This is a genomic window from Pseudomonas sp. C1C7 (assembly GCF_013359595.1).
Lineage (GTDB): Bacteria > Pseudomonadota > Gammaproteobacteria > Pseudomonadales > Pseudomonadaceae > Aquipseudomonas.
The window spans coordinates 22,394-34,063 of sequence record NZ_JABFMP010000026.1 but is presented as its reverse complement, the minus strand read 5'-3'; the positions used below and the strand labels follow the sequence as shown (position 1 = coordinate 34,063).

Genomic DNA, 11,670 nt, shown 5'->3' with positions numbered 1-11,670 from the left:
TACCGCTCAAACCTCGCTCGCTCAACTCAGGGTCGCCAATGGATCGCTTTCAGGAAATGCAGATTTTCATGGCGGTGGCCGAAGAGGAAGGCTTCGCCGCAGCGGCCCGCCGCCTGAACATTTCGCCACCCAGCGTGACCCGCGCCATTGCCGCGATGGAAGAGCGGATCGGCACCCAGTTGATGTCGCGAACCACCCGCAGCCTGCACCTGAGCGAAGCCGGTCAACGTTACCTGGAAGATTGCCGGCGCATCCTCAGCGAAATCGACGAAGCGGAGGAGGCCGCGGCCGGCAGCTACCGGGTGCCGCGTGGACAATTGACGGTGACGGCGCCGGTGATGTTCGGCGAGTCGTACATCGCGCCGCTCCTGACCGATTATCTGGATCAGTATCCCTCGGTGCACCTCAATGCCCTGTTGGTCGATCGCATGGTCAACATGGCCGATGAAGGCATTGATGTAGCCGTGCGCATCGGCCATCTGCAGGACTCCAACCTGAACATCGTCAAGGTCGGCGAGGTGCGCCAGGTGGTCTGCGCCGCTCCGGCCTATTTCGAGAAGTACGGCAGGCCCGATCATCCCCAGGCGCTGGGTTCGGGCAACATCGTGATGTCGTCGGCCAGCCACCTGCTCAGCGATTGGCAATTCATGGAGGGAGACAAGACGCTGAGCTTTCGTTTTGACCCGCGCCTGATTGTCACCGCCAATCAGGCGGCGATCAATATTGCCTGCCTGGGATGGGGCATCACGCGGGTGTTGTCCTATCAAGTGGCCCGGCACGTGGCCCGGGGCGAACTGGAAATCGTCCTGCAAGCCTTCGAGCCGCCGGCATTGCCCATACAGGTGGTCTACCAGAAGAGCAACCGGGTGCCGGCCAAAGTGCGCACCTTCGCGGACTTTCTCGTCGACCGGTTGGGCTATGACGAAACGCTCAAGGCGAATGTCAGGGGCGAGGGCTGATGGATCGTTATCGCGAAATACAGATATTCGAAGCGTTGTCCGAGCGGCCAAGCCTGGCTTCGGCGGCGCGTCGGCTCAATGTCTCGGGGCCGACTGTCGCGCGCGCCATCGCCCGTCTCGAGGCGCGGCTGGGCGTCGCGCTGTTGTCGCGCAGCACTCGCGGCGTGCGGCTGACGGAGGCCGGGGCGGCGTTCATGGCCGATTGCACGCGCATCCTCAACGGAATCGAGCAGGCGGAGGCGTCCGCCAAAGGCCTGCACGTCGAGGCGCAAGGCAACCTGAGGGTGCTGATGCCGCTGTTGTTCGGCCGCCATGTCATGGGACCGCTGCTCACCGGCTATATGGACAGCTATCCGCACGTCCGGTTTTTCGCCCAATACCATGACCGCTTTCCCAACATGAACGAGGAAGCACTCGACGTGGCGGTATGGGTGGGGCACCTGCCCAGTTCGTCGCTGATTGCCCGCTCTGTCGGGCACGTCCGATCGATCGTCTGCGCCAGCCCCAAATACCTGGCAGCCCACGGTGAACCCATGGAGCCCGAAGACATCAAGCATCATCGCCTGATCGCCACGCAGGCCAGCCAGAATCAGGTCAATTGGGCGTTCCAGCGTCAGCAGGAACCCTTGACCGTCAAGGCACGCTCGGTACTGAGTTGCGCCACAGTGCAGGGCGCCATCGACGCCGCGGCCCATGGCGCCGGGTTGATGCGCTGCCTGAGTTATCCGTTGTACGACTATCTGCATGGCGGACGCCTGCGCAGGGTGCTGCAAGCCTATGAGTTGCCGGCGTTGCCGGTGCAGGTGGTCTACCGCGAAAGGCTCAAGGCGTCGATGCGCGTGCGCAGTTTTGTCGACTACATCGTTGACCGGTTGCGTGAGCATCCGGCGATGCAAGCCGACAAAACCTCCTGACACCACCGTCTCTAATGCAGGAGCTGCCGAAGGCTGCGATCTTTTGATCTTGTCTTTTAAAAGCAAAATCAAAAGACCGCAGCCTGCGGCAGCTCCTGCAGGGGAGGCGATTGTTTCGTTGGCGGCAATGGAGCCATGACATTCCTGTCCATTCCCCGTTCCAACTGTTGCGGTGAAACTGGCTCCAGAAGCGAATGACCGTGCGGGTCATCGCAGCAGGCTTCAATCGCGGGAGATTCCTCATGTTCGAGACCACCGATTTCTGCGCCGAAACCCTTCGAGCCGACAGTGCCAGCCAGGCGCACAGCGAATTCGAAAGCGGCTTTCTGCTGCCCCAGTTGATGGGCCTTTCGTTCAACGAGCCGGCCCGTGCGCAGCTGACAGAGGGTGCCAGGGCTTGCCCGGTTCGAGGCCTTGTATCCAGGCTGATGCGCGTGTTAAAGCTCAGGGCGTGAGCAGCGGATGAATCGCGCATTCTGTTTACGACGGCGCTGACTATGCTTCAAGGGCAGAAGAATTCATTGACCGGACTGTCGATTTGATCGACGGCCGGTCATTGGGCTGCGCTGGAGGTATTCGATGCTGTCCATGTTCACTGAAAGCCCGTTGCTCGGCGCCCTGGCCCTGATCCTGATCGATACGGTGATGTGGCGGCTGATCAGCACCCGGCGGCACAACTGGAAAGTGCTGATACGCCTGGTCATTTTCCTGCTGTACAGCCTGCTGCTGTTCAATGAAGGCCTGAGCCCGCTGGAACCGGCGCCCGCGGGTGACAGCGTACCGTTGCAGATGGCGGCCACGGCGCTGCAGATCGGCTGGTGGCTGTTCGGTGCGCGGACGCTGACGGTGATGATCGGCGCGGTAATGATGCAGCGGGTCGGGCATACCGGCCGGCTGATCCAGGACCTGCTCGGCGCGGTGATCTTTCTGGTGGCGGTGATTGCCGCGCTGGCCTATGTGCTCAATCTGCCGGTCAAGGGCGTGCTGGCGACCTCCGGCGCTTTGGCGATCATCGTCGGCCTGGCGTTGCAAAGCACCCTCAGCGACGTGTTTTCCGGAATTGTCCTCAACACCACCAAGCCCTATCAGATCGATGACTGGATCGCTATCGACGGCACCGAAGGCCGGGTCACCGACATCGATTGGCGCGCCACTTTCCTGCAGACCTCCCAGGGCAGCATGATCGTGATTCCCAACTCGATGGCGGCCAAGGCCAAGATCACCAACTTCAGTCGGCCCAGCGACATGTTCGGGGTGTCCATCAGTCTGCTGATCAGCCCCCATGTGCGCCCGAACCGGGTGTTCGATGCGCTGGAGCGGGCGGCCCAGGGTTGCCGGATCCTGCTGACCAAGCCGGCGCCCAAGGTGACGATCAAGAGCACCGGCAGCGGTGGCGTGGAATATGAGGTCAGCGGCTTCGTGATTTCCATGGATCAGAAGCGCCTGGTGCGCAATCAGCTGTTCGACCTGGCGTACCGGCATTTGCTGGCGGCCGGCATCAACTGGCTGTCGACGGTGGAAACCAACGAACCGGTGCGCCATTCCCGGGCGCGGGCGTTGCTGGATCACTCGGCGATTTTCGCCAATACCTTAAGTGATGAAGAGAAGGACAGCGTCAGCAAGAACATGACCCGCCAGGCGTTCCAGCCGGGGGACATGATTCTCCCGGGCGGGGAGATCAGCGAGCATCTGTACATTATCGAGTCGGGGGTGGTGACGGTGGCGCTCAGCCGCGCGGGCGTGAAGTTCGAAGCCGGGCGCATGGGGCCGGGGGAGGTGATCGGCGAGGCGGGGATCGTCTCGGGCAAGGCCTTGCCCGCGGATTTCGCCGCGCTGACGTTCTGCTATCTGTACCGGATCGACAAGGAATACTTCCGGCCCTGCGTGGAAGCGCGGCATGACATCAGCGAAGCGATGCGAGCGCTGGTGGACTTCCGTTTGCAGATATCCCAGACATTGCTGCAGGAAGAGCCCAAGGCCATCGAGAAAAAGGGCTTTCTGCAGTGGCTGCGTAGCCGGGTGTAACTTTCCAGGCGTTGAACATTTGCCTCAACACCGGACCCCCTGTAGGAGCCGAGCTTGCTCGCGATGGTCGCCAACGATAACGCGGGAAACGTGACGCGCCACGGCGTTCCTGCCTCCATCGCGAGCAAGCTCGGCTCCTACAGTTGATGGATGCCGCGGAAACAAAATGATTGAAAAAAACTGTCATAAGCTATAAAGGAAAAGGACACCGGCATATCGCTAACAATCAGTAAAAGAGTATCGCCAGTTTCTGGCTCATGGAGCGCTGATGAGTTTTCGTCAATTGACCGGTTCGCCACGGCAATCGAGCGGCGACGATCTGGTCGCCTCTCAACTGATAGGGAATTCGGAGACTGCCGCGGTGGCTTACGCCGGCAACGACGACAAGATCGAAAAACTGCTCGACTCAGCGCGCAACTGGCCCCATACCACGGCATGGGCCGTTTACCGTGCCGGCGAACAAATGTATCTGGTCGGACAGGGCGATCCGCAGGGACAGTGGCCCGCGAGCATTTCCAATGAAGAATTCGACGCCTTTTGCCGAACCCGGCGCCTGCAGCGCTGGCCCACCGGCAAGGGCGAAAGCGTTCTCGGCTGGCTGCTCGCACCCGTCGATGACGCGGCGGAACCCGCGCTCGCCGAATTTGCCCAGCGCCTGGGCATTCAGGTGCAGACCAACACCCTGGCCCGCGCGCAGATCACCCAGCGGGTGCTCTATGAAATCACCTACCTGGCCAGCTCGACCCGCGACCGTTCGGTGTTCCTGGTCGGCGTGCACCAGTTGCTGGCCAGCCTGATCGACGCCGAAAACTTCTACCTGGCGCTTTACGATCCGCACACCCACAAAATCGACTATCCGTACTACGTCGACAAAATCGACGTCGATGCCCTGGAATCCTCGAATTACGAGTACCTGGACCCCAATCGCCTGTCGCTGACCGGCCAGGTGCTGACGTCCGGCCAGCCGTTGCTGATCGATTCGGCCGGGATTCTCCAGGCCCAGGCCGAAGGCCGTTTCTACTGCGTGGGCGACCGTCCCGAGTTCTGGATGGGCGCACCGCTGAAAAACGCCTCGGACGAAGTGTTCGGCATGCTCGCCATGCAGGTCTACGAGGTGTCGCGCACCTACAGTGCCGAAGACCGTGCGCTGTTCCTGGTGGTCTCGCGCCACGTGGCCATGGCCCTGGACCGGATTCTGCACCGCGAGGACCTGGAGCAGACCGTGATGCGCCGCACCCTGGAGCTGTCAGCGGTCAACGACGCGCTGCGCCAGGAAGTGGCCGAACGCGAGCGCGCCGAGCATCTGCAAAACGCCTTGTTCCAGATCGCCGAACTGTCGAGCCAGCCAGGGGATATGACCGAGTTCTTCCAGACCCTGCACGGCATCGTCGGCGATCTGCTGTTCGCGCAGAACTTCTACATCGCGATGTTCGACGACGCGACCACCGAAGTGACCTTTCCCTATTACGTCGATGAGCGCCAGACCGTGCGCCCGGCAGCGCGGCGTGGGCGCCGGGGCCTGACCGAGTACGTGATCCGCCAGCGTCGGCCGTGCCTGGTCGACTTCGACGAGGCGGGTCGCCTGTCCGAACAGGGGGAAATCGAAATCGAGGAGGCATTCCGCTCTCACTCCTGGCTGGGCATTCCGCTGTTCGATGGCGACAGCGTGCGAGGCGTACTGGCGGTGCAAAGCTACACCGCGCAGGTCAGCTACAGCCAGCGCGACCAGGAACTGCTGACCTTCGTATCGCGGCACATCGACACCGCGTTGTCACGCCGTACCGCCGCCGAAGCGATCCATGCCGCCAATCTCAAGCTCGAAGCCCGGGTGCAGAACCGTACCCGCGAACTGGACCACGCCAACGCCAAGTTGCAGCACGAAAACTCCCACGATGCCCTGACGGGGCTGGCCAACCGCACCTACCTGCAACAGCGCCTGAATCAGGCCTGGGCGCGGTTCGAAAGCGAGGGCGGGCAACTGGCGGTGATGTTCATCGACCTGGACCGTTTCAAGATGGTCAACGACAGCTTCGGCCATCATTTTGGCGACCTGCTGTTGATGCACGCCGCTCACCGTCTGCGCAGTTGCCTGCGGGAAACCGACATGCTGGCGCGGCTGGGCGGCGATGAATTCTCGGTGCTGGCGCCGGAGGCTTCGCTGGAGACGCTGATTGAAATCGGCGAGCGGATCCTCGCGGCGTTCGACCTGCCATTCTTCATCAATGGCCATCAGGTCTTTTCTTCCTGCAGCGTCGGTATCGTCAGTGCCGACAGCCAGTTTCACAACGAGCCGGCCGACCTGCTGCGCGATGCCGATGCGGCGATGTACCGGGTCAAGAGTGCCGGGCGCGACAGCTACGCGGTGTTCAATCAGGAAGTGCGGCGTGAGGTGTCCGATCAGGTCGAGCGTGAAGGGGCGTTGCGCAATGCGCTCAAGCGCACCGATGAGTTGCTGCCGTACTTCCAGCCGATCGTCAGTCTGGAAACCGGTGAACTGGTGGCGCTCGAAGCCTTGATTCGATGGCACCAGCCGGGCGGCCGGGTGATCGCGCCGGGCGAGTTTCTGCCGGACGTCGAGGGTCTGCGCCTGATCGGTCGACTGGACCTGTACATGCTCACCCGCATCGCGGTGATCCTCGCCCAGCCCGAGCACGCCAACTGGCCGGCGGTGCACGTCAATTGCTCCAGCTACAGCATGGCCCGCCCGGAATTCGCCGGCGAAGTGCTGGCGCTGCTGGCGCGACACGGGGTCGAGCCTTCGCGGATCTGCCTGGAATTGACCGAAGGCGCGCTGGTGGCGGAACCGGCCATCGCCCGCCTGACCATGCAGCAATTGGCCGATAACGGCATGTCGGTGGTGCTCGACGACTTCGGCGCCGGATTCTCGTCCCTGAGTTACGTGCACCAGTACCGGTTCAGCGGCTTGAAGATCGACAAGTCGTTCATCCTCGAACTCACCAGCAGCCCCCGCAGCCGCGCCATCGTACGGGCCATCGTGCGCATGGCCGAGTCGTTGGATTTGAGCGTGGTGGCCGAAGGGGTAGAGGACGAACTGACCCTGGACCTGCTGCGGGAAATGGGCGCGGGGCAGGCCCAGGGTTACTACTTCGCCAAGCCGATGAGCCTGGAAGATCTGCTGGCCAGCGCATTGCTCTAAAACTGTAGGAGCTGGCGAAGGCTGCGATCTTTTGATCTTGTTTTTCAAAGATCGAAAGATCGCAGCCTCGTTTCACTCGACAGCGCCTACAGGTTTTGTGGTCGATCGCGGTATCCGTGAACGACACAAACCCCTGTGGGAGCGGGCTTGCCCGCGAATGCGTCAGGTCAGGCAGCATCAATGTCGGATGTGCCGTCCTCTTCGCGAGCAAGCCCGCTCCCACCTGTTTTGCGGCGGCTCAATCGGCCTTTTGATCGGTAGGCACTTGCGTCCAGCTGTCATCCGGGTCGAACAGCTTCATCGACAGCGCCAGTTTCTCCCCGCTGGGCCCCAGGTCTTTTTCGAACACCTGCCCGTCATGGCTGATCATGAAGCTCATGACCCCGGTGTCGTCGTATTTCGCCGGCCAGGCGATCAGGGCGAAGCCGCGGCTCATTTTGTCGCCGATCAGGTAGCTGTAGGCGCCACCGGGGGCCGAGGGGCCCTGGCCCTTGAGGATGCGGAAGTGATAACCGTGCCAGTCCTCCAGGGTCGAGGCGTTGCCGAACATCGGGCCCAGGGGGCTGATCTGACCGCTGTCGTCGTCCGCCCAATAGAGCCCGTCGTGTTCACCGGGGGTGCTGAAGATCTTCTGTGCGTACTCCAGCGCGCCATCGCCATCACGATCCTGCGAGGCATAGTCCATCTGCGCATCATGATAGGCCAGCACCGACTGCACCGTGGACAGCTCGTTTCGACCAATGCGGCGAGCGCGAATTTCCACGGCGCCGGCCTTCATGTCGAAGCGCCAGCCGCTCTTGTCCTTGACCATGGGGATGGGCATGGTCCAGTGATCGGGGCCGACCGCCAGAATGGCCTTGCGATCATTGGGCTTCTGGATCTGATGCTGCTCGTGATACTGCTTGAGGAACGCATCCACATCCTCGCGCTGCACACCTTCACGGGGAATCACGCTGCGCCAGTCCTCACCCAGAAGCTCGGTCAGCCGCGCCTGATCGGCATGCTCGGTCCCCAACGCCTTGACGAATTCCTCGGCGGCCTTTTCCGGCGTGGAAAACGCCTCCTGCGCCGCCGCAACCCCCGACCACAAGAGGCTCGCGGTGATCGCCAAGGCGGGCGCCACCAGATTCATGAACACTTTGACTCGACTTGGATTGTTCACCGGCGGCCCCCCCTCGAACGCATTGGGCTGGACGGTCTGCTGATCTGGTGACCGGAAGACCGCATCGAGCTTGGGCGCTGGGCGGATGCCTGGCTGGCCCGACCCCGCAGGGCCTGCGCATTGGATTGGGAAGGTGAGCGCGCACCGGCGAACGCGTTATTGCGGGCACTGCCGGGACTGGCGGCCGGGCGTTTTTGCGCGTTCTGACGAGAAAAGGTCGAATCCTGTCGGCGCTGGTTCACCTGAGCGTCCTGCCTTCTGGGCTGCTGGTTTTCGCGAATGTTTCGTTCACCCTGGTTTCGCGTGGCGACCTGGTTGCGGTCAACGCCCTGGCTTCTGTCCGCCGCCCGAGGCCGGTCCGCGCCACCTTGCATGCGATTGCCGGCCGCCATGCCCGACTGCGCCTGACGCGCCTGATCACGGGCCTGGCGATTGCTGGTGGCCGGTCTCTCGATGCCGCTTCGGTCCATGGCGCTACGGGCATTCTCCCGAGCCTGGGCGCGCTGGGCGTTGTCGCCGCGAAAGGCTTCGCGCTGAGTGGCACCGTTGAGTTGGCGACCGAATTGCTCGCGGCTGCGCTGGTCGCGATAGGGCACCCCCTGGCGATTGACGGCGTTGTGCTGCCACTTGTTCTGGTTGTTGGTGATCTGATTGTTGCGGTTGATGTTGTTGTAGCGATTGACGTCCACGTCGATGTCGTTGTTGCCCCAGTCACAATCGCCCCAGAGCGAAGCGACGATCGCCACCCCGGTACCGAACGCCAGCCCCGCGACCAGTGCCTGGCCCGGGTAATAGGCCGGTGGCGGCGGGTAGTAGACCGGCGGTGAGGCCGGATAGGCCCAGGTGCCATAGGTGGTGGTCGGGTTATAGGTCGGCACGTACACCACCTGCGGATCGGCGGGCTGGATGATGATCGTGGACGAACTGGCCGGGGCAGGTGCCGGCGTTGAAGACGATGAGGACGATTCGGGCGCGGGAGCCGGCGCCGCTGCCGGCGTAATATTCTGCACCGTGACATTCTGATACTGGTTGCTCTGCAGGTTGCCGGCGGCCTGGGCCTGATGCCGCAAACGCTGCACCGCGCCCATCAAATCGTCCGGCTGCGCGAGAAACGCATCTCCCAACCGCTGCACCCAGACCGGATCCTGGCCCAGGGTCGCCAGCACCTGCGGGAAGGCGACCAGCGCCTGCACACTCGGGTCCCAGGGCTGATTCGCCACCTGTTTGACCGCATCGTCGCCCTTGGCTTTCGGATTGGCCTTGGACCAGGTCACGGCCTCGGCGATTTGCCCGGGGTAGGTGCTGGCCATCAGCACCTGGGCCAGCAACGGGTCCGGATACAGCGCGATCGGCGCGACCATCTGATCCAGTTGTTCCTGATTGAACACCGGATCCTTTGCCACCTCTGCAGCTGGCGCTGCATCGGCGGTGGTGGCCGTGGCGCTGGCATCACCCACCGTGGCCGTGGCGGTCCCGTTGCCGGCGGTCGCCGTCGCCGTGCTGTTGCCCGTGCCGGCAGTCGCCGTGGCCTGCACCGTCTGCGCCAGGCAAGTGGAACCATTGATCAACAGTACGACCGACACCGCGTAAAACAATGGAATGCGCATCATGCTCTCCATGTGGTTGCGATCTTTGTAGCAGCTGGCGAAGCCTGCGTTCGGCTGCGCAGCAGTCGTGAAACCTGAATCCCGGATTTACCTGAAACACCGCATTGTCTGATTTTGCGACTGCTTCGCAGCCCAACGCAGGCTTCGCCAGCTGCTACACAGATATCAAGGCTCAATATTTGATATCCCTGGCCTTCTGCCGACCTTCGCGCCGGGTCTCGCGTTTGTCCTGCCTGCATTCCGGATTGCTCTTGGCGTCGGCCGCCCGGCAATCCTGTTTCGTCTGACGCGCGTCCTGACGGGTTTCCTGGCGGGTATCGCGCGCGGCGCGGCGTTTTTCGGAGCGGTCGGTGGCGGCCCACGCCGTGCCGTTCACCACCAGCAATAAAATCATCGCCAGCCAACCAAGTGCCCTGGGCTTTTTCATGATCGTGTCTCCCATGAACCCGGAATTTGAGTACAGCCGATTTTCCGCCTCTTTGCCGGGTAAACACCGGCCATTCATCCCATCGCAGCGCAGCGGATTCACTGCGCTCGCAACAGGTGAGCGTTGTGGTCGATCAGGGTTTGCAGGACCTCCACCGAGCCATTGATCGCGAACTGCGCACCCATGCACACCAGCAGAAAACCCATCAGCCGCGAGATGGCTTCGATGCCTGACTGGCCCATGATCCGCATGATGAATCCCGAGCAGCGCAGGCAGATCCAGAGGATCAGCGCGGTCAGCATGAAGATCAGCGGCGGGGCGACCAGCAGCACCCACGGCGGGAACAAGGTGTTGTTCTTGATGGTGGCGGCGGCGCTGATGATCATCGCGATGGTGCCGGGCCCGGCGGTACTGGGCATGGCCAGCGGGATGAAAGCGAAGGTCGGCTGTTCCGCGGTGCTGGCCCCGGCAACGACGGGTTGGGGTGGCGGCGGAAACAGCATCTTCAAGCCCATGATCACCAGAATCCCGCCGCCGGCGATGCGCAGGCCCGGGATGGAAATGTTGAAGGCATCCATGACGAAGGCACCGATGTAGTAGGTGACCGCCATGATCAAAAACACATAGAAGGACGTCAGAAAAGCCTGGGAGTCCTTTTCCTTCTGGCTCAGTCCCTTGCTCAGGGCAAGGAACAGCGCCACGGTCGTCGGCGGGTTGGTCAACGGCAGCAGCGCCAGCAACCCGAGCCCGATAGCATTGAGCAGATCTATCATATCGAACCCGGGTCCTTTCGTTCAGGGCCGCGCAACTAGCGCGAGGTCTGGACCTTCAGCACTTCGGTATAAACGGCGTCGACCGTCTGGCCCTCCTTGAGGTTCTTCATGCGCGCTTGCAGGTCGGGATCCTCGACCTTCACCACCCGCAGTTTCCCTTCCGGAGGCATCAGCGTCACTTCGTGGGTTTTCATGTCGATCTTGGTGATTTTCGAGGTGACCTTGACCTGACGCACGGCTTCACCGCCGGGGTTGGGATTATCCTTGGTCGCACGGACGGTCATCGCTTCATTGGTCATGCCTGGCGCGCCACCGACGGTGGTGTCCAGCACATAGGCGACCGAGCGGATCACCTGGATATCGACGGTGTCGCCGACTTTGAGATTGTTCAGGTTCTTCGCCTGGTCGGTGAGCTGCAGGGGCACCGGTTGCTGGTCCGGGCCTTCGATGGTCACCTGATAGTTCGCCGGATCGACGGCCAGGACCTTCGAGACGATGTGGCCTTCAATGGCGCGGCTGCCCAACGGAATATCGGCGGCATGGGCCGTCAGGCAAGCGGTTGAAAAGAGGGAGGCGAGGGCGACGGCAGAAGCAAGGGAGCGGATAGATTTCATAAGCCTGTTTTTCCATTCAATGGTGTGACAGA

General features: G+C 62.3%; 10 protein-coding genes. 5 read left to right on the top strand and 5 right to left on the bottom strand.

All coding sequences use genetic code 11. The features are described from left to right. Positions 1-38: 38 nt before the first annotated feature. The 5 genes from HNO86_RS20295 to HNO86_RS20275 all read left to right on the top strand — a co-directional run bounded on the left by HNO86_RS20295 (position 39) and on the right by HNO86_RS20275 (position 7,055). A complete protein-coding gene (locus HNO86_RS20295; RefSeq protein ID WP_175378715.1) occupies positions 39-959 on the top strand; it encodes a LysR family transcriptional regulator in 921 nt (306 codons plus the stop codon). After that, the gene (locus tag HNO86_RS20290) at positions 959-1,873 is read left to right on the top strand and encodes a LysR family transcriptional regulator (protein WP_175378714.1); all 915 of its coding nucleotides are present in this window, start codon (positions 959-961) and stop codon (positions 1,871-1,873) included. The genes HNO86_RS20295 and HNO86_RS20290 overlap by 1 nt, the downstream gene beginning before the upstream one ends. Before the next feature lie 242 nt (positions 1,874-2,115). After that, positions 2,116-2,328, top strand: coding sequence for a hypothetical protein (locus HNO86_RS20285; RefSeq protein WP_175378713.1), 213 nt, complete (start codon positions 2,116-2,118; stop codon positions 2,326-2,328). Between the two features lie 124 nt (positions 2,329-2,452). Beyond that, positions 2,453-3,898 carry a mechanosensitive ion channel family protein gene (locus HNO86_RS20280; protein WP_175378712.1) on the top strand — a complete coding sequence of 482 codons (1,446 nt, stop codon included), beginning with the start codon at positions 2,453-2,455 and terminating at the stop codon, positions 3,896-3,898. A 268-nt stretch (positions 3,899-4,166) separates the two neighbouring features. Next, a complete protein-coding gene (locus HNO86_RS20275) occupies positions 4,167-7,055 on the top strand; it encodes an EAL domain-containing protein (protein WP_175378711.1) in 2,889 nt (962 codons plus the stop codon). 238 nt (positions 7,056-7,293) lie between these two features. Here HNO86_RS20275 and HNO86_RS20270 read toward each other — a convergent pair whose 3' ends face one another. The 5 genes from HNO86_RS20270 to HNO86_RS20250 all read right to left on the bottom strand — a co-directional run bounded on the left by HNO86_RS20270 (position 7,294) and on the right by HNO86_RS20250 (position 11,638). Beyond that, a complete protein-coding gene (locus tag HNO86_RS20270) occupies positions 7,294-8,187 on the bottom strand; it encodes a DUF2950 domain-containing protein (RefSeq protein WP_175378775.1) in 894 nt (297 codons plus the stop codon). Positions 8,188-8,213: 26 nt separating this feature from the next. Continuing rightward, positions 8,214-9,824, bottom strand: a complete 1,611-nt coding sequence (locus HNO86_RS20265; protein WP_175378710.1) for a DUF3300 domain-containing protein — start codon at positions 9,822-9,824, stop codon at positions 8,214-8,216. A 172-nt stretch (positions 9,825-9,996) separates the two neighbouring features. Then, entirely contained in the window at positions 9,997-10,251 is a 255-nt protein-coding gene (locus HNO86_RS20260) for a hypothetical protein (RefSeq protein ID WP_175378709.1), read from the bottom strand. A 98-nt stretch (positions 10,252-10,349) separates the two neighbouring features. After that, entirely contained in the window at positions 10,350-11,024 is a 675-nt protein-coding gene (locus HNO86_RS20255; RefSeq protein WP_175378708.1) for a MarC family NAAT transporter, read from the bottom strand. Between the two features lie 35 nt (positions 11,025-11,059). Further along, entirely contained in the window at positions 11,060-11,638 is a 579-nt protein-coding gene (locus HNO86_RS20250; protein ID WP_175378707.1) for a hypothetical protein, read from the bottom strand. Positions 11,639-11,670 lie beyond the last annotated feature (32 nt).

Coding starts and splice junctions, on each gene's coding strand:
- HNO86_RS20290 (WP_175378714.1), top strand. CDS start 959: ATGGATCGTTATCGCGAAATACAGATATTCGAAGCGTTGTCCGAGCGG.
- HNO86_RS20270 (WP_175378775.1), bottom strand. CDS start 8,187: ATGAATCTGGTGGCGCCCGCCTTGGCGATCACCGCGAGCCTCTTGTGG.
- HNO86_RS20265 (WP_175378710.1), bottom strand. CDS start 9,824: ATGCGCATTCCATTGTTTTACGCGGTGTCGGTCGTACTGTTGATCAAT.
- HNO86_RS20255 (WP_175378708.1), bottom strand. CDS start 11,024: ATGATAGATCTGCTCAATGCTATCGGGCTCGGGTTGCTGGCGCTGCTG.
- HNO86_RS20285 (WP_175378713.1), top strand. CDS start 2,116: ATGTTCGAGACCACCGATTTCTGCGCCGAAACCCTTCGAGCCGACAGT.
- HNO86_RS20280 (WP_175378712.1), top strand. CDS start 2,453: ATGCTGTCCATGTTCACTGAAAGCCCGTTGCTCGGCGCCCTGGCCCTG.
- HNO86_RS20275 (WP_175378711.1), top strand. CDS start 4,167: ATGAGTTTTCGTCAATTGACCGGTTCGCCACGGCAATCGAGCGGCGAC.
- HNO86_RS20250 (WP_175378707.1), bottom strand. CDS start 11,638: ATGAAATCTATCCGCTCCCTTGCTTCTGCCGTCGCCCTCGCCTCCCTC.
- HNO86_RS20295 (WP_175378715.1), top strand. CDS start 39: ATGGATCGCTTTCAGGAAATGCAGATTTTCATGGCGGTGGCCGAAGAG.
- HNO86_RS20260 (WP_175378709.1), bottom strand. CDS start 10,251: ATGAAAAAGCCCAGGGCACTTGGTTGGCTGGCGATGATTTTATTGCTG.